This is a genomic window from Nostoc sp. LEGE 12454 (genome assembly GCF_056620565.1).
Window position 1 is genome coordinate 1 of record NZ_JBWQXL010000036.1, and the last position, 24,042, is coordinate 24,042.

Annotated in this window: 18 protein-coding genes and 1 pseudogene; 9 read left to right on the forward strand and 10 right to left on the reverse strand. The window is 41.9% G+C overall.

Features of this window, described 5'->3' with window-relative positions:
* Positions 1 to 70: 70 nt before the first annotated feature.
* Positions 71 to 487 carry a type II toxin-antitoxin system VapC family toxin gene (locus AC1F2U_RS26210; protein ID WP_480263798.1) on the forward strand — a complete coding sequence of 139 codons (417 nt, stop codon included), beginning with the start codon at positions 71 to 73 and terminating at the stop codon, positions 485 to 487.
* Positions 488 to 547: 60 nt separating this feature from the next.
* Here the strand turns inward: AC1F2U_RS26210 and bchB are convergent, their stop codons facing one another.
* The 3 genes from bchB to AC1F2U_RS26225 form a co-directional block, all read right to left on the reverse strand.
* Positions 548 to 2,074, reverse strand: coding sequence for a ferredoxin:protochlorophyllide reductase (ATP-dependent) subunit B (gene bchB, locus AC1F2U_RS26215; RefSeq protein ID WP_334898876.1), 1,527 nt, complete (start codon positions 2,072 to 2,074; stop codon positions 548 to 550).
* A gap of 417 nt (positions 2,075 to 2,491) precedes the next feature.
* Positions 2,492 to 2,986 (reverse strand): ISAs1 family transposase, encoded by a 495-nt coding sequence (locus AC1F2U_RS26220; protein ID WP_480263799.1) that lies wholly within the window; start codon positions 2,984 to 2,986, stop codon positions 2,492 to 2,494.
* A 299-nt stretch (positions 2,987 to 3,285) separates the two neighbouring features.
* Positions 3,286 to 3,741, reverse strand: coding sequence for a helix-turn-helix domain-containing protein (locus AC1F2U_RS26225; RefSeq protein WP_375472990.1), 456 nt, complete (start codon positions 3,739 to 3,741; stop codon positions 3,286 to 3,288).
* 1,128 nt (positions 3,742 to 4,869) lie between these two features.
* On the opposite strand from AC1F2U_RS26225, the gene AC1F2U_RS26230 reads away from it, so the two are divergent.
* The 4 genes from AC1F2U_RS26230 (at position 4,870) to AC1F2U_RS26245 (ending at position 10,355) form a co-directional block, all read left to right on the forward strand.
* Positions 4,870 to 6,609 (forward strand): diflavin flavoprotein, encoded by a 1,740-nt coding sequence (locus AC1F2U_RS26230; RefSeq protein ID WP_480263760.1) that lies wholly within the window; start codon positions 4,870 to 4,872, stop codon positions 6,607 to 6,609.
* Between the two features lie 151 nt (positions 6,610 to 6,760).
* On the forward strand, positions 6,761 to 8,473 hold the full coding sequence (locus AC1F2U_RS26235) for a diflavin flavoprotein (RefSeq protein ID WP_480263800.1): 1,713 nt from the start codon (positions 6,761 to 6,763) through the stop codon (positions 8,471 to 8,473).
* Positions 8,474 to 8,745: 272 nt separating this feature from the next.
* A complete protein-coding gene (locus AC1F2U_RS26240) occupies positions 8,746 to 9,819 on the forward strand; it encodes a TIGR03032 family protein (RefSeq protein ID WP_480263761.1) in 1,074 nt (357 codons plus the stop codon).
* 356 nt (positions 9,820 to 10,175) lie between these two features.
* Positions 10,176 to 10,355, forward strand: coding sequence for a hypothetical protein (locus tag AC1F2U_RS26245; protein WP_292785777.1), 180 nt, complete (start codon positions 10,176 to 10,178; stop codon positions 10,353 to 10,355).
* Between the two features lie 40 nt (positions 10,356 to 10,395).
* Here AC1F2U_RS26245 and AC1F2U_RS26250 read toward each other — a convergent pair whose 3' ends face one another.
* A complete protein-coding gene (locus AC1F2U_RS26250) occupies positions 10,396 to 11,688 on the reverse strand; it encodes a dicarboxylate/amino acid:cation symporter (RefSeq protein ID WP_480263762.1) in 1,293 nt (430 codons plus the stop codon).
* 193 nt (positions 11,689 to 11,881) lie between these two features.
* On the opposite strand from AC1F2U_RS26250, the gene AC1F2U_RS26255 reads away from it, so the two are divergent.
* From AC1F2U_RS26255 to AC1F2U_RS26265, 3 genes are all read left to right on the forward strand, one after another.
* A complete protein-coding gene (locus AC1F2U_RS26255; RefSeq protein ID WP_480263763.1) occupies positions 11,882 to 14,512 on the forward strand; it encodes a DNA polymerase III subunit alpha in 2,631 nt (876 codons plus the stop codon).
* 64 nt (positions 14,513 to 14,576) lie between these two features.
* Positions 14,577 to 14,951, forward strand: a complete 375-nt coding sequence (locus AC1F2U_RS26260) for a type II toxin-antitoxin system RelE/ParE family toxin (RefSeq protein WP_334839366.1) — start codon at positions 14,577 to 14,579, stop codon at positions 14,949 to 14,951.
* Positions 14,948 to 15,274, forward strand: a complete 327-nt coding sequence (locus AC1F2U_RS26265) for a helix-turn-helix domain-containing protein (protein WP_480263764.1) — start codon at positions 14,948 to 14,950, stop codon at positions 15,272 to 15,274. Before AC1F2U_RS26260 ends, AC1F2U_RS26265 begins: the two co-directional genes overlap by 4 nt.
* Before the next feature lie 169 nt (positions 15,275 to 15,443).
* Here the strand turns inward: AC1F2U_RS26265 and AC1F2U_RS26270 are convergent, their stop codons facing one another.
* Positions 15,444 to 17,177 (reverse strand): Rqc2 family fibronectin-binding protein, encoded by a 1,734-nt coding sequence (locus AC1F2U_RS26270; RefSeq protein WP_480263765.1) that lies wholly within the window; start codon positions 17,175 to 17,177, stop codon positions 15,444 to 15,446.
* Positions 17,178 to 17,647: 470 nt separating this feature from the next.
* Positions 17,648 to 18,883, reverse strand: a pseudogene (locus AC1F2U_RS26275) (glycosyltransferase family 4 protein); the annotation flags it as partial.
* 663 nt (positions 18,884 to 19,546) lie between these two features.
* Between AC1F2U_RS26275 and AC1F2U_RS26280 the strand changes: the two are divergent.
* Positions 19,547 to 19,714: a hypothetical protein gene (locus AC1F2U_RS26280; RefSeq protein ID WP_334898529.1), complete on the forward strand. Its 168-nt coding sequence runs from the start codon at positions 19,547 to 19,549 to the stop codon at positions 19,712 to 19,714.
* 138 nt (positions 19,715 to 19,852) lie between these two features.
* Here the strand turns inward: AC1F2U_RS26280 and AC1F2U_RS26285 are convergent, their stop codons facing one another.
* The 4 genes from AC1F2U_RS26285 to AC1F2U_RS26300 form a co-directional block, all read right to left on the reverse strand.
* Entirely contained in the window at positions 19,853 to 20,416 is a 564-nt protein-coding gene (locus tag AC1F2U_RS26285; RefSeq protein WP_480263801.1) for a Uma2 family endonuclease, read from the reverse strand.
* Between the two features lie 72 nt (positions 20,417 to 20,488).
* On the reverse strand, positions 20,489 to 20,893 hold the full coding sequence (locus AC1F2U_RS26290) for a hypothetical protein (protein ID WP_480263766.1): 405 nt from the start codon (positions 20,891 to 20,893) through the stop codon (positions 20,489 to 20,491).
* A gap of 193 nt (positions 20,894 to 21,086) precedes the next feature.
* The gene (gene recQ, locus AC1F2U_RS26295) at positions 21,087 to 23,246 is read right to left on the reverse strand and encodes a DNA helicase RecQ (RefSeq protein WP_480263767.1); all 2,160 of its coding nucleotides are present in this window, start codon (positions 23,244 to 23,246) and stop codon (positions 21,087 to 21,089) included.
* Between the two features lie 489 nt (positions 23,247 to 23,735).
* Positions 23,736 to 23,972 carry a hypothetical protein gene (locus AC1F2U_RS26300; protein WP_194047619.1) on the reverse strand — a complete coding sequence of 79 codons (237 nt, stop codon included), beginning with the start codon at positions 23,970 to 23,972 and terminating at the stop codon, positions 23,736 to 23,738.
* Positions 23,973 to 24,042 lie beyond the last annotated feature (70 nt).

Below are 24,042 nucleotides of genomic sequence, written 5' to 3' on the forward strand. Positions count from 1 at the left end.
TCCGGTCGTACACCACACAAGCGTTTAAAGTCTTCTGGCTTTAAGATTTTTACTTGTTCGTATGTCATCAATGCTACCCAACTCTAACCTACTTGTCCCACGTATTTGGGACTTTTGCAAGAGGTCTCATGAACAAGCAAAGCAGTGGTTTCAACATAAACGTCAGCAAAATCAAGCAATGGTAACAACTAATTATGTTGTTATTGAACTGGTGGCTTTGCTGAATAGCCCTTTACGAGTCCCTCGTCCGCAGTTATTTAAATACGTAGAAGCTGTGAGAACTGCTCCTTATATCAACTTGATTTATATTGAACCAACAATAGATTCAGCAGCTTGGGAGCTACTCAAAACTAGAGAAGATAAAGCTTGGTCTTTGGTGGATAGTACTTCTTTTATAGTCATGCAACAGCTTGGCATAAAAGAGGCATTAACCACAGATCATCACTTTGAACAAGCTGGCTTTATTCGTCTGCTGAAGTCTGAATAAATAATAAAAGGCATTCATTAAGATATGCCCTTTATTATTAAAAATTGCTAACCCGTTAACCTACGCTCCAACAGCTTCCTTCGCAGCGTACAAAACTTCAGCGTTGATTTCCTTGAAACCGCGATCGCGGGCAAATTTTTCAGTATTACGCTTCACTTTGCCGCGCACAAATCCCGGAATCTTATTCAATTCTGCTTGACCATCTTTTGTCCAATTCAAATCAGAATCAGCAGAAATTCCTCTAGTAATAACTTCTTTGGTATCGTGACCACCGAAGATTTCTAATAGGTGATCTTCCATTCCCAAAGTGAAGGAATTGTAGATCAAATCTGTAATCTGATTCGTACCTTCATAACCCATAAATGGTTTGTAACCAATCGGGAAGTTTTGAACGTGGATTGGTGCAGCAATTACGCCGCAGGGAATATCCAAACGCTTACCAACATGGCGTTCCATTTGAGTGCCGAAAATGGCAGAGGGTTCAACACGAGCGATCGCATCTCCAATTGCACCATGATCTTCGGAGATTAGCACTTCATCGCAATACTCGCTAACCTGTTCGCGGAACCAGTCTGCATCATATTTACAGTAGGTTCCAGCCCAAACAACATGAATCCCCATTTCTCGCGCCAGAATCTTAGTAATAGCAGCGGCGTGGGTGTTGTCACCAAAGACTACAGCTTTTTTGCCAGTCAAGTTTTGACAGTCAATCGAACGGGAGAACCAAGCAGCCTGAGAGACATGGAGGGTTTGCTCATTGATGAAGTTTTCATAGTCAACTTCTGCACCTTGAGCGTTAATTACCTGCTGAATCTTGCGAATACAACGGGCAGTTTCCACTACACCCATTGGAGTAATGTCTATATAAGGTGTGCCAAATTGTTCTTCCAGGTAACGGGCTGTGGTTAAACCGAGTTCCCGGTAAGGTATCAGGTTAAACCAGGCTTGGGACATCTTTTTCAAGTCATTCACCGAAGCACCTTCAGGAATTAAGGTATTTACCTCAATACCCAAGTCAGCCATCAGTCGTTTGAGTTCGGTGCAGTCGTGATTGTTGTGGAAACCGAGGGTAGTAGTACCGATGATGTTAACCGAGGGTCTTGCAGTTTTGCCCTGTGCCAATTCGCCCCGCTTCCGCGCTTTTTCAATGTAGTATTGGACGATTTGATCCAAAGTGCGATCGGCAGCTTGCAGTTCGTTGTAGCGGTAGTGGTTCACATCCGCTAGCATGACATCTCCTTTCGCTTCCAACTGCGCCCGTTCGACAAAGTTGTGCAAATCCTCTTGCAAAATGCTGGAGGTGCAGGTGGGAGTTAACACAATCAAATCTGGGTGTTCCTCGGCATCCTTGCGGACGATGTTATCTACCACCTTCTCTTGGGAGCCGCGTGCCAAAACGTTGCGATCGACGACACTGGTTGTCACCGGAGTAAAATCCCTCTCCCGCGATAGCATGGAGCGCATGACGTTAAAGTAGTCATCGCCAATGGGGGCGTGCATGATCGCATGAACATTTTTAAAAGAACTAGCGATTCGCAGAGTGCCGATGTGGGCTGGGCCAGCATACATCCAGTAAGCCAATTTCATGTTTGTGTCTCCCTTTTAAACTCAATATAACTAAGTAAGTGGGCGTAAAAAATATAAGATAGAGCTTACCACCAACCCCTTCGTCGGTGCGTAGTTTACCGCTGTAGGCATCGCCCAGCGTGTTGTTGGTAGAGAAGGGGAGAGGTTTGGAGAGAGGTATTATCTTTAATTCAGCCCATTTACTTATAAGTGCTTGATTATTAAATCGTTTCTGATTTTCTCAAACCTGCTGGCTGAAAAAAAATAAGGTTTGTTGCGGGTTTTAGGGGAGGCGATATGGCTGGAATCTATTCACTGCTTGGGATACAGCTATCAATTTCAACAACATTGCTAGTGATTTTGTAAAAAAATCTTAATGTTCCGGTAAATTAGACCTAACCCCCAACCCCTCCCGAAGAGCGGGGAGGCAGGGTGGTTTCATACAAAGAAAGAAAAAACTTTATCAAGTTGGTTGGAGAGGGCGCGTTGTGCTTGAGGAATAGTTCGGAAACCAAGTTTGCGAGCGATCGTAATAAAAAAGTTGTGTAAGATAGACCTATTCATAGGGGCATTGCCACCACGCCGTGGTGGAAAGTCTTCTTTGAATGTCACATCTCTGACCCAATGCAGTCGATTTTCGATACCCCAATGCCCTTGAATGTCGGCAAGTAACTGTTGAGCTTCGAGATATTGACTACAGATATAGAATTGACGCTCGGAGAATGGCTGACCATTGCGCTCACCCTGACGCTCGACAACCACAAAAGTTTTGAGTCCAGACCATTTTTTTTGAAGTGGTTCGGGGGCAGCAAAAACCTTGCATCTCGTTGTATGAAACCACCCTGCCTTCTTGCTCTTCGGGAGGGAGACGAAGCGTAGCTTTGGCGGGGTGGGGTTCTTGGGGTTTAGTAAGTAATCAAGCGGACATGATATAACTTGAGTTCAACGGCTAAAATAGCAATACCGTTGAGTAAAGCCCAAAATTTTTGGTAAAGATGCGAAACTGGACTGTTATCTTGCTGCGCTAAGGTGTCTCTACAACTTTCTCGGCACACCTTAAACAAAAATGTGTAGACCTCAACAGCGCCCAAGCCCAAGTAACACAAAGAAGCGCAATAAGTATTATCTCTGCAAAAAGCAGGAACTTGTCAAGAAGATAATCTTGGTTTTCGACCACAATCTAGCGATCGCTACCCAAACGAAACAAGTGATTCGATTCCAAGATGGTGTAATTAGCTAATTATGCTGTTTCTGGGTTTGTGTGCGCTTCCAAACCTCCTTCCCCTTTTTTTCAGTACACGTCGTAGTCGATCTGCACTCAAGTTTACTTGACGCTCAGATGCCAGTTTTTTTGCTAATTGTTTAGAGTTATAAGTCTCTGACTCTTGAGCTAAACAATTTTCGAGATAAACCAAATCTGATTCTGAATAGCGGGGTTTTCCTCCTCGACCAGGAGCATCCCATAAACCTGCTAAACCCATTTTTTCCCAGCGATGAAGGGTTTGACGCACTGTTGAAATCGCCCAGTTCAAACCTTTTGCAATTTGCTCATTTTTTAAGCCGCGAGTATTCAGCAGTAAAACTTGAGCGCGATCCTTAGTACGTTGAGGAACATCTTTGGCTTTTCTCAACTCTTCTAAAGTTAGCTTTTCTTCTTCTGTGAGAAACACTTTTAATCGGCATCCCATAAAAAATAACCTTTTACAAAATCAATTTTTGTCATTTTTGTATCTATTTACGCCTGTATACCGAATTACTTAAGTATTTCATAATACATTTTAAATATCTTAACTACAAGTATTAGGGATGTCGGCGTCTATAAAGCTACTACGCGATAAGTATTGGCTTGGGAAAACTATCAAAATTTGCATTTTTTCATCAACAATGGATTTTGATAAAAAGTTCGGCACATCGAGATTACACATTAACTTATATAGGCAAACTCATCTGATAGCCTGAAGCTGTAGCTTATAGCTATACCAAGAAAAACTTGTTGGCGTTATCTTGATTAATGTTTCAAGTCGATAATAAAGGACTGTATCATTAAATTCCTGAAATTATTCCTATGCTTACGGAGGTTTATCGAAACTTTAAAAATTATTTTTATGCTAATTTCCTTTTAGACAAGGGGAAAAATATATATAAGCTTAGTTTCTTTTTATTCAACTAGTCTCTGGAAATTTGCCTTGATTATCTCCAAAAAAATATCTGTTTTATCGACTTTACATAAAGTTTATATTCTATACACCATATTTTTGATTAAGACAACAACATATTGAATACCTATTGAATAAACTAATGGTAACAGCCGATTCGATGCTGTTTGGAAGTCTAATAAGGTTTGTCCTACCTTTCCCACTTTTCCTACCTTTCCTACCTTTCCTACCTTTCCCACCTTTCCCACTTTTCCCACTTTTCCTACTTTTTTAATTAAAAAAGTACCCAAAGAACATAAATTTTTCTACTTTATAAATATATTGTCTGACAATATTAAGTATTGAAAGTAATTTAGACTTGATAGATCGCCAGCAATATAATAATGGTCAAATTATGCTTTCATAGTTAAAAAATATAATTGCTACGATATTTTTAAATTAAGATAAAACTAGAGAAATAGCAAAAACAAGTACTCAGTAAAATTTAGGGATAAATTAATATTTAGTATATTTTTCGAGTCATGTTTTTTGCTAAAAAACAGCAATAATTGATACAAGTTAAATTTTTCAAAAACTGATATTTATTACAACTTCAAATAAAAATAATAGAGACAATGGGGGCAGAAGAAAAACCTGTTAATTTGCGCTCGGAGACGAATAATGGTATCGATGTCTACGACCGGCAAGGCCAATGCAGAGAACGTTCAACATCGGCTAACTATACAAACTGTAGAAATTGCCCCTAACACAACGGCGATTCGCTCTCTTGATTGGGATCGCGATCGCTTTGATATCGAATTCGGACTGCAAAACGGTACAACCTACAATTCATATCTAATTAGGGGCGAACAAACAGTTTTGATTGACACTTCTCACCAGAAGTTTCGCGATCTGTATTTAGAGACTCTGAAAGGTCTTGTTAACCCCAAAACAATTGATTACATAATTGTCAGCCATACAGAGCCAGACCATAGCGGCTTAGTAGAAGATGTCCTCCAGTTAGCTCCTAGAGCCACTGTCTTAGCCTCAAAAGTTGCGCTTCAGTTTTTGGAAGGCTTAGTACACGATCCTTTTTCCAAGCGGGTTGTGAAAACTGGCGATCGCATCGATATCGGCAAAGGACACGAAATGGAATTCGTGAGTGCGCCTAACCTGCACTGGCCGGATACAATCTTTAGCTTTGACCGCAAAACCCAAATTCTCTACACCTGTGATGCTTTTGGGATGCACTTTTGTGACGATCGCACCTTTGACGAAGATTTAGAAGCGATTGAAGCTGACTTTAGATTTTACTACGACTGCTTAATGGGCCCTAACGCTCGTTCGCTGCTGAATGCGATGAAGCGGATGGGCGATCTCGGAAAGATTAATATTATCGCCAACGGTCACGGGCCATTATTATACCATCATTTAGATGTTCTAACCGGGTGCTACGAAAATTGGAGCCAAAAACAAGCTAAAGCAGAAACAACAGTTGGCTTGTTTTTCGTCTCAGAATATGGGTATGGCGAGCGCCTTGGTCACGCAATTGCCGAAGGTATACTGAAAACTGGTGTTGGCGTAGAAGTGCTGGATCTGAGTACTGCTGAAAGCCAAGAAATTCAAGAACTAGCCGGGAGAGCAGCTGGCATCATTATTGGTATGCCTCCAACTACTTCCGCCGCCGCCCAAGCTAGTATCAGTTCGGTGCTAGCTGTCGCCAAGAACAAGCAACTGCTTGGGCTGTTTGAATGTTACGGTGGGGATGATGAACCCATTGATACAATCCGCAGACAATTTCTTAACTCTGGCATCAAAGAAGCCTTCCCAGCGATTCGGATTAGAGAGGCTCCCAGCGCATCAACATTCCAGTTGTGTGAAGAAGCGGGTAAAGACATCGGACAATTGCTAGTGCGCGATCGCAACATTAAGCAAATCAAGTCCCTCGATGTCAACATGGAAAAGGCACTGGGTCGCATTAGCAGCGGACTATATATAGTCACTACAAAAAAAGATAATGTCTCAAGTGCAATGCTGGCATCCTGGGTAACGCAAGCGAGTTTGCAACCATTAGGATTCACAATTGCCGTTGCTAAAGACCGCGCCATTGACTCCTTAATGCAAGTAGGCGATGGCTTCGTCCTCAACGTTTTGGAAGAAGGCAATTATCAAGAACTCAAGAAACACTTCCTCAAGCGCTTGCATCCTGGTGCTGACCGCTTTGCGGGAGTAAAAACTCAAACCGCGAAAAACGGTTCGCCGATTCTAACTGATGCTTTGGCATACATGGAATGTGAAATACAGACCAGCATGGAATGCAGCGACCACTGGATTTTATACTGCACCGTCCAAGAAGGTCGTGTCTCCAAAAACGATGGATTGACAGCTGTTCGCCATCGCAAAGTAGGTAATTACTACTAAAGATGGGGCATAGGGAATGGGGCATAGGGAATGGGCTAAGGAGTACGGGTTATTCTCCTTGTTCCCAATTCCCAATGCCCAATGCCCAATTCCCAATTCCCAATTCCCAATTCCCAATGCCCAATGCCCAATTCCCCAACTTTTAACAGCTATGACCAATTCCAAGCCACGCGACGTACAAGTTTTACCAATTGCTACAAATACTAAAGCTATCAGAGCACGTAGTTGGTCACGTCTGCGGTTTGAAATTGAATACGCACTTGAAAGAGGTACTACCTCCAATTGCTATTTAATTGAAGCTGATAAAACCGCACTTATCGATCCACCGCCAGAAAGCTTTACCGAAATTTATTTAGAGGCATTGCGGCAGACTTTAGATTTACAAAGTTTGGATTATATAATTCTGGGTCATTTTAGCCCCAATCGAGTTGCAACCCTCAAAGCAATTTTAGAACTAGCACCACAGGTAACTTTTGTCTGTTCTCTTCCTGGTGCGAACAATTTGCGTGCTGCTTTCTTAGAGCAAGATTTAAATGTCTTGGTGATGCGGGGGAAAGAAACTCTGGATTTAGGTAAGGGTCATGTTTTGAAATTCTTGCCCACTCCGAGTCCGCGTTGGCCGGAAGGACTTTGTACCTACGATCGGCAAACCCAAATTCTTTACACAGATAAGTTATTTGCAACTCATCTCTGTGGTGATGAAGTGTTTGATGATAACTGGGAAGCGCTTAAAGAAGATCAGCGTTACTACTTTAACTGCTTGATGGCTCCCCAAATTCCTCATGTGCAAGCAGCTTTGGAGAAAATATCAGATTTGCAGGTGAGAATGTATGCTGTGGGTCATGGGCCTTTAGTACGCAGCAGCTTAATCGAACTCACCAAAGCTTATGGAGAGTGGAGCCGTTCTCACAACGATCGCGAAATTTCCGTTGCCTTACTTTACGCTTCAGCTTACGGCAATACAGCGACTTTAGCACAAGCGATCGCTCTGGGATTAACTAAAGGTGGAGTTGCAGTCAAATCAATTAACTGCGAATTTGCTACCCCTGATGAAATTCGCATCAACCTCGCACAGTCAGAGGGTTTTATCATCGGTTCTCCTACCATCGGTGGTCATGCGCCAACTCCGATTCATACTGCTTTAGGGATTGTGCTATCGAGTGGTGACAACAGTAAACTTGCAGGGGTATTTGGTTCCTACGGCTGGAGTGGCGAAGCCTTTGACTTAATTGAAGGTAAACTCCGGGATGCTGGGTATCGCTTTGGCTTTGACACTTTGAAGGTGAAGTTTAAACCTGATGATGTCACTCTCAAATTCTGTGAAGAATTAGGTACAGATTTTGCCCAAGCCCTGAAAAAGGCTAAAAAGGTACGCGTACCCCAACAAGCCGCGACTCCAGTGGAACAGGCTGTTGGTCGGATTGTTGGTTCCGTTTGCGTGGTGACAGCGAAACAGGGAGAAGTGTCTACCGCAATGTTAGGCGCTTGGGTTTCTCAAGCCACCTTTAATCCACCCGGAATCACAGTGGCGATCGCTAAAGAGCGAGCGATCGAATCTTTGATGTATCCAGGCGGTAAATTTGCCTTAAATATTCTCCCTGAAGGCAATCATCAAGACTACATGAAACATTTCCGTAAATCTTTCGCGCCTGGGGAAGATCGATTTGCCAACTTTAGTACAGCAGTTGCAGATAACGGCTGTACCGTCCTCACTGATGCACTAGCATATTTGGAATGCTCAGTCAACCAACGTCTGGAATGTGGCGATCATTGGGTTGTGTATGCAACCGTGGACGAAGGTAAATTACTCAAGCCTGATGCTGTTACTGCCATCAACCATCGGAAAACAGGCACTCATTATTAGATAATGAGGAATTTAACTTAACTAAATCGCCTTAGCTCGAATATAGCCAAGGCGTTTTATGACAAAAATTCTCTTTTTTTGTGGGATGGGCATCTTGCCCGTCCCAATTTTTTGTCGAGATACAGAGTACGCCCAAGGAAATTTTAGTTATCTACTAAGCTATCTTTCTTTAAATAGATGTTGAAGGTTTTTAAGTTTTAGATTACACACAATATACCTTTGTGTTACAAAACCATTTATAGTTTTAAAGGGTATCAAGGAGTCTAAACCAAGTGAATTCCAGTGACAGCAACATTGAGAAAGCATCTTTGGAAATCAATGCTTCTCGCCAGTTTACCGCTTGGTTGTATGAGCAAAACCTTAGTTTGTCCTTTACTACCTATCAAGCGGGAAAGTTATTTTTCATCGGCTTGCAACCAAACGGCAAATTGTCTGTATTTGAACGTAGCTTTGAGCGTTGCATGGGATTATATACCAATGGCAACAGCCTCTACATGAGTTCCCTGTACCAACTGTGGCGATTTGAAAACATTATCCAACCTGGAGAAAGTCACCAAGGCTATGATGCTCTCTATTTGCCCCAAATGAGTTATGTGACAGGAGATTTAGATATTCACGATATCGCTTTGAGTAAAGCAGAAGAAAAAGATTCAATTTCACAAAAACTATTATTTGTCAATACTTTATTTAGTTGTTTGGGAACAGTCAGCGAAACCCACAGTTTTGTTCCTTTATGGCAGCCAAGCTTTATCAGCAAGCTGGCGGCAGAGGATAGATGTCATCTGAATGGGTTGGCAATGCAGCAAGAAAAACCCAAATACGTTACTGCTGTTAGCCAATCGGACGTAGCCGAGGGCTGGCGGGACTATCGGGCAAATGGCGGCTGTGTCATTGACGTAGAAAGCAATGAAATCGTCTTGCAGGGGCTGTCTATGCCCCACTCCCCGCGTTGGCATCAGGAAAAACTCTGGCTACTCAACTCAGGTACGGGCGAGTTTGGCTTTGCCGATTTAAAGCGAGGAGTATTTGAACCAGTCGCCTTTTGTCCGGGATATCTGCGTGGTTGTGCATTTTATGGCAACTTTGCAGTAGTGGGAATTTCCCAACCCAGGCATAACAAGACATTTAGCGGCTTGGCTTTAGACGAGAAATTGCATCAGAAAAACGTTCAACCTCGCTGTGGGTTGCTAGTGATTGACCTGAAAAGCGGCGATATTGTCCATTCCCTGCGGATAGAAGGGGTGGTACTGGAATTGTACGATGTGGTAGCACTTTTGGGGGTACGTCGTCCAATGGCGATCGGGTTTCGCAGCGACGAAATTCGGCGGGTGGTAACGGTGGGATGAAAAGCAATTCAAAATTTATGTCTAATTCAGCAATTTCTCACCTATTTCACCTATTTAATTTCAACAACAGCAAGGTCTTTATATAACAGTTTGCCTCAAGGGAACCTTATTATGTACGCCCCTTGCAATGTCTTTGAAGCAAGAATTTTGTGAAAAGTCATAATATTTCACTGGATATGGAATCAGAAAAATGGTGCGTGCAATTCTCAGTATTAAAGCGTAAACAACATAGATTCACTTGCTGGAATTCCGCAATTGCCACAAAGACAATAGCAAAAACGCAGGGTAGCCTTTAACTAGAAAAACAGTATTAGGTAATTCCTAGACACAACTTTTATATTATTTTTCTTGTTCTTATGACTCCAAAACACACCAAAATTAAATTTCCTCTTTGGCAGTATCTGAACCAGCCCTTATTTAGTCGGGATACTAAATTAGTATTAAATCCCCAACGCTTTGTATTGATCTGGCGTCTGCAACTTTTAGAACGTTGCTGGACTAAAGAATGTGACGCCAAAGGACCTCAACAGCATTAGATATTTAAAAAGCTGCTGAACTCAACTAAAAGCTGGCAAACTAAGCCTCGTCTACAGAACGTGGCTTTTTGCCATCAAGTAAAGCACTGACAGTCATATCTCCCATAACATTAATCGCGGTGCGGCAGCGATCCAAAAACCAGTCTACAGTAACTAGCAAAGCGATGTACTGGGTAGGTAAGCCGACAGAAGTGAACACTAGTGTCATTGTTACCAGTCCCGCATTAGGAATATTCGCCGCACCTACAGATGCAAAAATCGACGTAAGGATGACAATTAACTGCTGTGTCAGACTCAGATGTTGTCCAATCAGTTGGGAAATATACAACGCAGACATTGCTTCATAGAGGGCAGTACCATCATTATTAAAATTTGCCCCGACTAATGCGCCCAAAGCAGCAGAAGATTCTCTTAAACCAACTTTTGTTTGCAAAACCTCAAAGGTTACAGGCATTGCCGCCGCCGAGGAAGAAGTTGAGAAAGCTGTCAAAAAAGCATCAGAACCGCCAGCGAGAAATTTTAGCGGATGTACCCAAGAACCAAATTTTACTCTGATCAGGTAGTAGCACGCTTGCAATACCAGTGCTAACAATACGGCGACGATAAATGCACCCAAAGATTTAAACGGTGCAAAGCCCTGCATCGCAATCGTTTTAGCTACAATCCCAAAAACTGCGAACGGCACTAAGGCAATTACCCAGTTGAGGATGCGGACTACCGCTTCAAATAAAATTCCGATGACATCCTCTATCGGCTGGAATCCATTCTTGCCTTGAGCGATTTGTTCAGATTTTAATGCCCGCAGAACGATGCCAAAACTCAGAGCAATCACAATCAGTTGAATGACATTATTATCCACCAATGGCTTGAGGACAGCTTCTGGTACAGCATCTTTGAGTATTCCCCAAGGATCGAGACTCTGAGGAGCTATTTCTGTACTTGTTGAGGTGTTTACATTACCCCAAGTCCCCGGACGCAGTACATTGGCTACGAACAGTCCCACCAAAATAGCTACAGTAGTGTTAGTTAAAAGTAACACTGCCAACCGCCGTCCGGCTGTACCAGGGATATTGGTAGTCATCAAAGTATGCAGCACCGCCACCAGAATCAGGGGTGTAGCCAAGGCGCGGAGAGCCTTTAGTACCAATTCAGCCGGAATTGCTAAATTGTTGATTAAAGTGGCGTTGCTGGGATTAGAATTCCCCGCACCAAGAGCAATTCCGACGCTGACTGCTGCTATTAAGGCGATGAGAATTTGCAACGTGAGAGGGATACGCTGCCACCAAGGGCTAGCTTTGGTTTCAGGCGAAGTAGTTCTCTCTGTTTGACTCATTGGCTAGATACTGGTTAACTGCTGTAACTATTAAAACAACACTAATAATAGTGATAATTCCCGAAAAAGAACAGCTTTAATTTTGGTTAAAAACTGTTAATCTAAGATTCCGTTGCTTTGCAAAATTTGGCTCGAAAGGGTATACCACAAGGTAGGCCCCTAGAGATATCTTGGCTTGTGGTTGGAGATGCTTATGTCCTTTGTGCCTTTACATATTCACAGTGACTACAGTCTACTTGATGGGGCAAGTCAGCTACCAGAGTTGGTGGATCGAGCGATCGCACTGGGGATGAAAGCGATCGCCCTTACCGATCATGGTGTCATGTATGGAGCCGTCGAACTGATCAAAATTTGCCGTAGTCAAAATATTAAGCCGATTATCGGCAATGAAATGTATGTAATTAACGGCGATATCGAGAAACAAGAGCGCCGCCCGAAATATCATCAAGTCGTTTTAGCTAAAAATACCAAAGGTTACAAAAATTTAGTCAAATTAACCACAATTTCTCACCTCAAAGGTGTTCAAGGTAAAGGAATTTTTTCTCGTCCTTGTATTAATAAAGATTTATTAAAAGAATATCATGAAGGCTTGATTGTCACCAGCGCTTGTTTGGGTGGAGAAATTCCCCAAGCGATTCTCAGTAATAGACCAGATGCCGCCCGGAAAGTTGCTCAGTGGTATAAAGATGTATTTGGTGATGATTATTATCTAGAAATTCAAGACCACGGCTCCCAAGAAGACCGGATTGTAAATGTTGAAATTGTCAAAATTGCGCGGGAACTAGGCATTAAAATTGTTGCGACGAATGATTCGCATTTTATTTCTTGTTTTGACGTTGAAGCCCACGACGCTTTGCTATGTATTCAAACTGGCAAGCTAATTATTGAAGATAAGCGGATGCGTTATAGCGGCACAGAGTATCTCAAATCTGGTGAGGAGATGCAGCAGCTATTTCGTGACCATTTACCAGATGATGTGATTGCCGAAGCGATCGCCACTACTGAAGAAGTCGCTGATAAAGTTGAGCCTTACCATATTATGGGTGAGCCTCAGATTCCTACACCTCCTATTCCTTCCGGCCATACTGCTGACACTTACGCCGAAGATGTTGCATGGAGTGGACTTTTAGAACGCTTAAATCGCAAATCTCGTCAAGAAGTCGATTCCGTCTATAAAGAAAGATTGGAATACGAGCTGAAAATGATTCAGCAGATGGGTTTTTCTAAATACTTTTTAGTTGTCTGGGACTACATCAAATTTGCTAGAGATAATAATATTCCTGTAGGTCCAGGTCGGGGTTCGGCGGCTGGTTCATTAGTCGCTTATGCGATGCGAATTACTAATATTGACCCTGTACATCATGGGTTACTATTCGAGCGTTTCTTGAACCCAGAACGGAAATCCATGCCTGATATTGATACGGATTTCTGTATTGAACAACGGGATAAAGTTATTGAATATGTTACTGAGAAATATGGTGCAGATAGAGTTGCCCAAATTATTACTTTTAACCGTCTAACTTCTAAAGCAGTTTTGAAAGATGTCGCCAGAGTATTAAATATTCCCTACGGGGAAGCTGACAAAATGGCGAAAATGATTCCTGTGGTGCGGGGGAAACCAACGAAACTCAAGGTGATGGTTTCTGATAAAACTCCAGAACCAGAGTTTAAAGAGAAATATGATAAAGAACCCCATGTTCGCCATTGGCTTGATATGGCAATGCGAATTGAAGGAACTAACAAAACCTTTGGTGTTCATGCCGCAGGTGTGGTAATTTCTGCCGATCCACTTGATGAAATTGTCCCGCTACAGAAGAATAATGACGGTTCTGTAATTACCCAATATTTCATGGAAGACCTGGAATCAATGGGTTTGTTGAAAATGGATTTTCTGGGTTTACGGAACCTGACGCTGATTCAAAAGACCGTTGATTTGATTCAAGAAACTAGAGGATATCGGGTCGATCCTGATGAAATTCCTCGCCAGGAAAGAAAAGCTCAGAGGATATTAGCTAAAGGTGAACATAGCAGTTTACCAAAAGATGTACAAAAAACTTATGAGTTATTAGAAGCAGGTGAGTTAGAAGGGATATTTCAATTAGAATCTTCTGGGATGCGTCAGATCGTGCGAGATTTGAAGCCTTCTAATATAGAAGATATTTCTTCAATTTTGGCACTTTATCGACCGGGGCCATTAGATGCGGGACTAATTCCTAAATTTATTAACCGCAAACATGGTCGAGAAAAAATTGATTATCAACACCAAGTTCTGGAACCAATATTAGACGAAACTTATGGAATTATGGTCTATCAAGAGCAAATCATGAAAATTGCTCAAGATATGGCGGGATATTCTTTAGGACAAGCTGACTTGCTGCGTCGGGCGATGGGTAAAAAGAAAGTTTCTGAGATGCAAAAGCAGCGAGAAAAATTCGTGGATGGCGCAGCGAAAAATGGCGTGCAGAAAAAAGTTGCGGATGAATTATTCGAGCAAATGTTGAAGTTTGCGGAATATTGTTTAAGCTATGACACGGAAATATTGACTGTAGAATATGGATTAATGCCGATTGGAGAAATTGTCGAAAAACGCATCGAATGCAGTGTATATAGTGTTGATAATAATGGAAATATTTACACGCAACCTGTGGCACAGTGGCACGAGCGCGGAGAGCAAGAGGTATTTGAGTATTGCTTGGAAGATGGTTCATTGATTCGGGCAACAAAAGACCATAAATTTATGACTGCTGATGGTCAAATGTTGCCAATTGATGAAATATTTGAACGCGAATTAGATTTGATGCGGGTAGAGGGTTTACCGAATTGAAGTGCCTAGAACCCCACCCATTTCATGCTATCGCCTGACTTTTTTATAGGAATTTTTATATAAAATGGACGATGATGAGGATATCACAGAAATTCCTTTACGACCTCTGGTTTGGATGGGAGACTCTCTCAAAAATATTCGCTCATTTCCTGAAGAGGTGCGTGCATCAGTAGGCTATTCGCTGCAATTGGTGCAAGCAGGGGAAACACCAATAGATGCCAAGCCTTTTAAAGGGGTTGGAAGCGGCGTGTATGAAATTGTCAAACGCTACGATACCGATAGTTACAGGGCAGTCTATGCAGTAAAGATTGCAGAGAAAATCTATGTCCTGCACGCTTTTCAGAAGAAATCAAAGCAGGGGATTAAAACCCCACAAGCTGATGTTGACCTGATTAAACAACGCTATAAGGACGCAGTGGCAAGGGAGAAACAACAATGACACAGGAACCCGTTTTTGAAGAAAGCAGTGGCAACGTATTTGCTGACCTCGGTTTGTCGAATGCTTCGGAACTTTTTACGCGAGGCAAGATAGGGATTCAGGTATTGCGCCTTCTCTCTCAACGCAACCTGAAACAGCGCGAAATCAGCGAACTTCTGGGCATTCCCCAGCCAGAAGTATCTCATTTGATGAAAGGAGAGTTTCAAAGGTTCAGCGAGGGCAAACTCCTGATTTTCCTCAAGCGGCTCGATATGGAAATCAGTTTGCATCTTCGCCCTCGTCATGCGCCGGAACAATCTGCTGAAACTGTGATATTGCTATAGGGCAGGATGGAAGTCATGTTGGATCTTGACAAAGTAGTAGTGTTGGGGAGATGAGGGACATGGGGAGCAGGGAGAAATGCCCAATTCTCTTAATTTTGAATTTTTGTTAGCGCAGCGTAAAGCCTGCGGCATGGCTTCTATACGAGAGGCGGCGCGAACGTAGAGAGCGTCATTTTGAATTTTGAATTGTTAATTGCGGTTTTCCCCAAAGTATGGTTTCTTGCTTGTAAATAGCAATTCCCGGTTTTGCTCCTTTGGGTTTGTAGACGTGTTTTGGCTGAGTGTAAACTACTGGCACTTGCTCACTTTGACGAGCGCGACTGTAGTATGCGGCAAGATTAGCTACAAATTGCAAATCAGCTTCTTCTGCAACAGCACCCGGTTCTAGACGTAGTAACACATGGCTTCCTGGAATTTCTTGAGCGTGGAACCAGATGTCATAATCCCCTGCTACACGAAAGGTTAATTGGTCATTTTGGCGATTGTTACGACCAATTAATACTTCAAAGCCGCTAGGGGTAAGGTAACGATGAAAGTTGGTGCTGGGGGGTTCATTGGCACTCCGACTGCGGTATTCTGGATCTTCGAGATATTTTTGCCCAATCAACTCTTCGCGGATTTCTTCTAAAGCTCGTAAATCTTCTGCTGTTTGGTAGGTGTCAATCTGAGCGATCGCAGCTTCTACTTGTTCTAAATACTCAATTTCTGTCTGTACTTCCAATAGTAGCGGTTCCACAGCAGCACGAGCGCGTTTGAGCTTTTGGTGCTGTTTGTAAAGACTTTGGGCATTTTGGACGGCATTTTTATCTGGCTGGAGTGCGATCGCAATTGGCAAATTTGTCTCAAAATCAGCCAGGATAATTTCTTTCATCCCCGGTTCCCAGTTTTGCAAATGAGCCATCAATAAATCAGCTTTCTGCCGATACTCATCGGCTCGATCTGATTGCTGTAAGCGCGTCTGAAAGGTTTGAGCTTTATTCCGCAATTTCGTCAGAATATTATTCAATTTCTGACTCAACTGATGGCGCAATTGGGAAAATAACTGTTGGTCAATTTGGTTACTGTAGTAGCGGTTGAGCAACTCCTGGATATTTTTGACCTTTTCAACTGCACCCCAACCCATGACGGTGTAACCATTTTTTGTCCAAGCGGGTTGAAATTCTTTGGAATCTAAGGCTTGCAGCCATTCTTGCCAACGCTCAAACAACCGTCGCCAGTCGTCGGGGTTGAGAGTATCGGTGGATGTTTCTGGTGCGATATTTGCTTCTAGCAGCATTAACTCCAACAGCGCTGCACTCAAGCCACTATAACTTTTGAGCAATTGCCGCTTGATTGCCCCTGGTACTAAACTTACCCGTTCTTGCCAACGTTCTTGAGATTCGCTCAAACTGGGGACAGTTCCAGTTAGTTTCGGTGGTGTTTCATAAGGTTGTCCGGTTTGGATCGGACGGACGCTAGATTGTTGCTGACTGACTTGATGAGCAGCAGTGATAATTATATTGTTAGCGTCGGTGAGAATGACGTTGCTATACTTGCCCATGATTTCTGCATAGACATGATATAGAGCGCTTTCTCCAGGACGACGGGCAAATTGTAAATCAATCACACGCTCCCAAGGAGCGATCGCTTCAATCGCCACCAGTGCTAAACCACCCAATTGGTGTATCAATTGTTGGCTAAAGGTAAAAGTATCTGGCGATCGCGGTGGCGGATCGCCGATACAAATATGTGCAGCTTGGGGATGCCAAGAAATCTGTAGCCAATCTCGCTGTTCTAGGGTGCGTAATGCCATAGCAATCGTGTAGCGATCGCGCTGGTAAACCTGTTCTAAGCGTGATGGTAGCCAGTTAGCGCGGATTTCGCTACAAGCAGCTGTGAGAGTGGTAAAGTCAACTGGTTGCAAAGCGATTAGTTTTTAACATTCAAATGGTAGCGATCGCTATGCTTTTATTTTTGTTTAGTTAAAGCATAACAGACCTCACCTATCATAGCGGTTACTTGCTTTGGTGATAGCTGCGAATCAAAAAACGCAGAAATTATCGTAAGATAAGCTTCTGCGTTTAAGTGATAAGTTCGTTTTTTATACAGTTTGTTTTTGGTGTTGAGTTTTCCAAGCTCAGGCGATGCCTAGGTTGGGCAACTCTTGGAGAGGCTACGCCAACGCCTACGCTGCCAAATTTAAACCCAAAATATTATCCGAATTACTCACTCACCATTATCTGTTACGCAAAAGCATTATTTAGCAGCTAAAACTGGCTTTTTTGCTGTTGATTGCACTAGTTCGGCAGTTGATTGTACTAGTTCTTTTGCTTTTGATTGCACTAGTTCGGCAGTTGATTGTACTAGTTCTTTTGCTGTTGCCGCTACTGGTTGTGGCTGCGACAGTTGGGTGTAAAGTTCACTCAGTTGATGTGCAACACCATCCCAGCTAAACTTAGTTTCGACGCGCTTTCTACCAGCTTTACCCAATTCATCTCGCCATTCTGGACTTAAGAGAATTCGGTCAATAGCAGAGGCAAAAGCATCTACATCTTGCGGTGGAGCTAATAAACCAGTTTCTTCATTAACTACAGTAAACTGAAGTCCGCCGACATCACTTGCTATTACTGGTGTACCGCTTGCCATCGCTTCAATCGCCACTAATCCAAAGGGTTCGTAGTGACTGGGAACAACGCAAACATCGGCAGCGGCGTAATAAGTTGGTAAAATATCTTGACTCAAACGACCCGCAAAGATGGTAAAGTCGCTCATTCCCAATTCGTTGACGATCTGCCCAATGCGATCGCGTTCAATGCCGTCGCTGTTACCTGGAGTGCTACCACCACCAATAATTAGCTGGATATTTTTGGAGTCGCGTAGTTGAGACTCGTTTACCGCTCGTACCAAAGTTTCTATACCTTTGCGTTGGTCAAAGCGCCCCACGTATAGTACAACTTTGGTTTCTTTATCAATCCCCAATTCAGCCCTAGCTGCTTCTCGTGCAATGGAACCAAATCGCTGAATATCTGTACCACAGGGAATAATGTCGATATTACCTTTTGTGGAAACTAGCGATCGCATGTGTTCCTGTTCTTGCGGACTTGTCGCTACAATTCGCTCTGCTTTTTCCAACACTTGTTTTTCCACTGCTAATCGCTGACTAGCAATCAGAGGAATATCTTCTATAGTGTTATATTTTACTGCTCCTAAGGAGTGGTAGGTGTGAACCTGTTTACTCTTTTGGATTTTATTTAACTCCATCCCCACCCAACTAGAGAGCCAGTAGTTAGTATGAACTAACTCGTATGTAAAATCATTTTTTACTTGAAATTTGAGGAAATTATCCACAAATTCTGGCAGATATTCAAAAATTTCATCTCGCGGCACAAACTCAAGGGGGCCAGCTTTTAAACGGATAGTTCGACAATTGTTGCTATGTTCAACTATCGAGTCTTGCTCCAGACTCACTTTGCGGGTAAACATATCAACTTGCCATCCCAGCTGCGCTAGTGCTTCACCCACATTACGCACATAAACATTTTGTCCCCCAGCTTCTTCTTTCCCTATTTCAATCGCTGGGTCTCCGTGGACGGAAATCAAGGCGATACGTTTTTCGGTGGTAGAGTTCATAGTTTGTGTGTTGCTGATTTTAACAAAGTTTTAGGCTGTTCCAAGCACGTGTATAGCACACTTGCCTGAATTGTTTAGGAACTTTGATTATTATTGATTTTAATTTACTATGTCTAATTTTTTTTAACATCTTCTGTCAGAAGTATACTTCTAAGTTAAAAATAAACATTTAGTTTCTTTAGATATAGGAAATTGTTATACCTATATCTCATCCTTTTGATAGATAAAGATCGGATATTTTCATTCATGTCTAGCTCTAATTTCATAAATAAATATGGCAAGTCTAATTTGCTCTCTACCTAGAGACTCAGTTCTCTGACTTCTGCAAGGATATATCTGGTGAATAGGGGGTTTGACCCCCCTAATACATCTCAGAGTAGGAAGTCAGAAGACTTGAAAAAAAAGTCAGAATTCAGAATTCAGGATTCAGAATCAAGACGCGACGCTATCTGCTTTTTCGTTCAAAATACCCAACTGTTAGCGGTAGCGGGGCTTTAGCCCATTGTGGCGACTGACGCCTTTATTCTGTTTTGATAAAAATATATTTATTTAGCTTATATTCTCTAAAAGAAATCTAAATTCTGTTTTTACGCAATTCTACTGAATTTGCTTCAAACTAATAAATATAGTCACCACCAATTTTCAAACGGAGAAGATTAATATATGAGTTTGATAGATGGTATATTTCTGACGATATTAAATACTGTTGCCTGTCTAGCACTGCCTAAGCTGCTATCTGTAATTCTGACTGTCAAAAACCAAAACACTGAGTCTTCAAAGTCTGCTATGACATCACAAGATTCTAACTCTGAAATTCCCAGTTTTTCTTAATATCAACTGACGATCTATAGATATCGCCTTGATGAGGAGAAAACTTAGTTATTGGTGCAAGGCGATATCTGAAGAATAAATGATACAGATTGTGTTTTGGGAAAAGAATGAGAGCTGTTTTTCCATTCAACCTAAAATTTATACAGGAAAAAACTGGTTTACAGTACAGCTAAAACCAGGCAATAACGGAGAAATGAGATTATCGCTACTAAATAAGGTTGCTACCAAGTTAAGTTGACTTTGTTCGCGCCGATAGACCTCTAGTTTACGCGATCGCCAATCAACAATCCAATATTCTTTTACTCCTCTGGAAGAATAAAGTTTAAGTTTTGCTTCTTTATCTCGTCTTAGGTCTTCGTTGCTAGCAGACAAGACTTCGACTACTAAATCTGGTGCGCCAGTTAAATGTCCCGCTTCATCCAATGTTAGCGCCAAGGTTTCTTTAGTAGCCCAAACTACATCAGGAATCACATTATCTGATTCTGAAAACAAAACGCCAGGGTTGATTACAGCTTCTCCTAAACCAGTAGAATCTGACCAAATATTAAGCTGTTGGAAAATTCTGCCACAAGTTTGCTGATGTTTAAAGTGAGGTGCCCTGGTCATAAATAATTCTCCATCAACTATCTCGTAGCGCGTCCCTTCGTTTTCCGGGAACAATTCTACATCATGAATTGTCCAGCGTAGTCCTGTATTAAGCATCTGACTCATTGGCTAACTCCTTTGATATTGCTCTTGTATTTTAATCATAAGATTTAAGTTTAGCTTCCTTATCTAGTTTTTCAAAAAACAAATATATGAGCAAATAGTAAGACTTAAACAAAATGCACCAAATAAAATGCAAAACCAGCCACCTAATATAAGTGCGTTAGAATTGTCTTGAGTGAGCGTCAGAAATTTCTGTTGAGAATTGTTTAGAAAAGCATTAATTTTGTCAGCAAGTTTTTGTGCTTCTGGTTGCCAGTATGAGGGTCGAGAAATGCGATAGTCTTCCCCATGTTTAATAACAGGGTTGACATAATATCGGTTCTCTCCACCATCATGAATTGCCTTAACTTCTACGCCCATCCACAAATCTAATTCAGAATAGATTTTTACAGAGGACTCCCACCAATCTCGATTAGCCAACTGACAATTGATGTGCTTTGGTGTTCGCTCACAAGATAAAGTTGTAATCATCTTTGGTGCAGATATTAACTTGACTCCAAATGCAATAAACGAAATACAAAAAAGCAAATATATAAAGTTAAAGCAGTGTATTGATTTTGGCAAATTTGAGAGTTTTGATTTCTCTCCCTCGTTCATTTTTTTATTGTAATTCATGATGAAATAATGATTGTTTTGGTTTGTATTACTCATCCTTAGCAAATCATCACTTACGATTTTCGCGCCGCCACTTACTCCGTACTAAACGAATTTCATCAAAAGTGTAGCTTTCGCCTAGTTGTTCTTTGATAGGAGTGAGGGAAATATCACCGAGTACTTCTAAAACTTGCCAAATTTTTTGTTGATGTTCTAAAGGTACTAATTGATTTAAATCAACTGGCTGATTTTTTTCAATTAGTTTTTCTAGATGACTGCTAACTGTTGCTGGACTAAGATTGCGTTTTTGGGCAATTTGAGCAATATTTAAACCTTGTTGATGCAATTGTAATGTCTGCAATTCTGTGTAAGAAGAAGATGATTTGGCAGAAGATACGGAAGTAGCAGATTTATTTTGCAAACCTTTTTCTTGGCGGTAGGCGCGAATTTCTGTAATGAATTTTTCGCCATATTGAGCGAGTTTGTGACTACCTACACCAGAAAGTTTGGCAAATTCAGTTAAGTTTTGGGGTTGCACCTGTACCATCAATTTTAAAGTGGAATCGTGGAAGATCACGTAAGGTGGTACAGATTGCTCATCAGCTAATTGTTTACGTAGCGATCGCAACTTCTGTAATAATATTTCTGCAACTTCTGCTTTTTCACTCTCCTGTTCCCAGGTAATCTTTTGGACTGTGGTTATAGCTAGCGAAACTGTGCGTTGTTTTCGCATTACTTCCCAACTGTGGGCATTTAGTTTTAAAACTGAGTAACCATCGCTAGTTTGTTCTATTAACCCTTGATGTAAAAGCGATCGCCCCAACATTCGCCATTCATCTACAGTTCTATCTTTGCCAATACCATAAGTAGAAAGTTTATCGTGTTCGTACTGGATAATTTTGTCTTTTTTTGCCCCCCGCAACACATCAATTATGTGTAGCATCCCAAACCTTTCTTTGCAACGGGCCACACAAGATAAAAACTTCATGGCTTCAATTGTCCAATCTTGCATGGGTTTGGGATGACGACAATTGTCACAGTTACCGCAATTCCCAGGAAACCTTTCGCCAAAATAACCCAGTTGAATTGTTCGCCGACAATCAGTGCCTTCAGCATAATCGATCATTTGTCGCAGTTGTTGTTTAGCAATCAACTGTTCTTGAGGATCGGTTTTTTGATCGATACTCCATTCAATTGTTTTAACATCACCAAAGCTGAAAAATATCGTACATCGAGATGGTTCTCCATCTCTCCCGGCTCTACCCGATTCTTGATAATAACTTTCTATATTTCTGGGCATATCAAAGTGAACTACCAGCCGCACATCGGGTTTATTAATTCCCATGCCAAAGGCAACTGTTGCCACCATCACCCGGACATCATCTCGAATAAATCGCGTTTGATTACTACTACGTTCCTCATCAGTTAATCCGGCGTGATAAGGCAGAACACCAATCTTATCATTTTGTAGTTTAAAAGTGAGTTCATCAACTTTTTTACGAGTTAAAGAATAAATAATTGTCGAACCTTCAGTTTCTCGAATTAGTTCTAATAATTCAGCGTAAGCATATTTAGTTTTAGGACGGACTTCGTAATAAAGATTTTCACGGTTAAAGCTGGCAAGATGAATGCTTGGTTGCTTTAGTCCTAGTTGTTGAATGATATCACTACGGACGCGATCGGTTGCTGTGGCGGTGAGGGCGACTGTAGGAACATCAGGATAGCGTTTCCGCAGAGATTTCAACTGGCGATATTCTGGACGAAAATCGTGTCCCCATTCCGAAACGCAGTGCGCTTCATCAATAGCAAAGCTAGAAATACCGATTTTTTCTTTAACTAAATCGAGAAACGGTAGAAACCTTTCACTCAGCAGACGTTCCGGGGCGACGTAGAGTAATTTTACTTTACCGCTGAGGATGGCTTCTTCCCGCGATCGCACCTGGTAAGCATTCAAACTGCTATTGAGAAATGTCGCGTTAATATTATTATTTCGCAGCGCTTCTACTTGGTCTTGCATCAAAGCAATTAACGGCGACACTACCACAGTTAGTCCATTTTTCAACAATGCTGGTAGCTGAAAACATAGAGATTTCCCCCCACCAGTCGGCATCACAACCATTAAATCTCGATTTTGCAGCGCATCTTCGATAATTTGCCGTTGTCCGGGGCGGAATTGGTCATAACCGAAGTGATATTTTAGCGCTTGTTCGAGATGGGGATACTGAAGCATAGCGATCGCTTTTTCGGGAGCTGTCTGCGTTAGTAGTGATTGAAGATATCAGGATTTTAACTCACATCATCGGCAGCTTTGGCCAGACCTGCATTTGTGTTGGCGATCGCACGCCGATTAACCATCATACATGATGCAATGTCTACGACGGGCTACGCCTACGCTTGACTTTAAAGACTATCGCTACAATATTAGCGATCGGACTTGTATTGAGCTAATAAACATCGTCATGAGTACCAATGTCTAACAAAAGAACAACTTGTTCCCCACTCTCTCCATCGGTTTTCAGCGAGAAAACAACGCGGCAATCATATCCACAAGAACATGAAAAACCCTGATAGCTTTCCTTCTAGCTTGTGAGTGCCTAAATTGGCTGCAAATATGTCATTCTCAATAGCAGCAATAGTTTCTTCTATTCTGGCCTGTAAGTCAGTATTACGACGAGTAAATTTTCGGAAAGCTCTTTTAAATTTACTCGTGATAACTAACTTATACATCGGCTGCACTTGGGTTATTGAGATATTCTCGTAATTCTTGAATTGCTTCGGCAGCAGTCTGGACTTTGAGCCTACCTGCTTGAAATTCAGCAATGGAAGCTGCTGCATCTGACGCAATTTCATCTCGTCGACTTTCAATAATTCGGTTTTTGAGAATTTGTACCAGCATTTCTTGCTGCTCTAAAGTAAGCTCCATTGCGGCATCTAAAACTCTATCTAGGTTACTCAATTGCTCGATCCTCTTAATTATTTGGGTTGATACAGAACTCGTAAGATATAAAAAACTTGTAAGTCTTATC

Excerpts from the sequence above, each read along its gene's own strand:
- AC1F2U_RS26290 (WP_480263766.1), bottom strand. The coding sequence starts at position 20,893 with ATGATTACAACTTTATCTTGTGAGCGAACACCAAAGCACATCAATTGT.
- AC1F2U_RS26265 (WP_480263764.1), top strand. The coding sequence starts at position 14,948 with ATGACACAGGAACCCGTTTTTGAAGAAAGCAGTGGCAACGTATTTGCT.
- recQ (WP_480263767.1), bottom strand. The coding sequence starts at position 23,246 with ATGCTTCAGTATCCCCATCTCGAACAAGCGCTAAAATATCACTTCGGT.
- AC1F2U_RS26280 (WP_334898529.1), top strand. The coding sequence starts at position 19,547 with ATGAGTTTGATAGATGGTATATTTCTGACGATATTAAATACTGTTGCC.
- AC1F2U_RS26260 (WP_334839366.1), top strand. The coding sequence starts at position 14,577 with ATGGACGATGATGAGGATATCACAGAAATTCCTTTACGACCTCTGGTT.
- AC1F2U_RS26235 (WP_480263800.1), top strand. The coding sequence starts at position 6,761 with ATGACCAATTCCAAGCCACGCGACGTACAAGTTTTACCAATTGCTACA.
- AC1F2U_RS26285 (WP_480263801.1), bottom strand. The coding sequence starts at position 20,416 with ATGCTTAATACAGGACTACGCTGGACAATTCATGATGTAGAATTGTTC.
- bchB (WP_334898876.1), bottom strand. The coding sequence starts at position 2,074 with ATGAAATTGGCTTACTGGATGTATGCTGGCCCAGCCCACATCGGCACT.
- AC1F2U_RS26245 (WP_292785777.1), top strand. The coding sequence starts at position 10,176 with ATGACTCCAAAACACACCAAAATTAAATTTCCTCTTTGGCAGTATCTG.
- AC1F2U_RS26225 (WP_375472990.1), bottom strand. The coding sequence starts at position 3,741 with ATGGGATGCCGATTAAAAGTGTTTCTCACAGAAGAAGAAAAGCTAACT.
- AC1F2U_RS26230 (WP_480263760.1), top strand. The coding sequence starts at position 4,870 with ATGGTATCGATGTCTACGACCGGCAAGGCCAATGCAGAGAACGTTCAA.
- AC1F2U_RS26255 (WP_480263763.1), top strand. The coding sequence starts at position 11,882 with ATGTCCTTTGTGCCTTTACATATTCACAGTGACTACAGTCTACTTGAT.
- AC1F2U_RS26250 (WP_480263762.1), bottom strand. The coding sequence starts at position 11,688 with ATGAGTCAAACAGAGAGAACTACTTCGCCTGAAACCAAAGCTAGCCCT.
- AC1F2U_RS26210 (WP_480263798.1), top strand. The coding sequence starts at position 71 with ATGCTACCCAACTCTAACCTACTTGTCCCACGTATTTGGGACTTTTGC.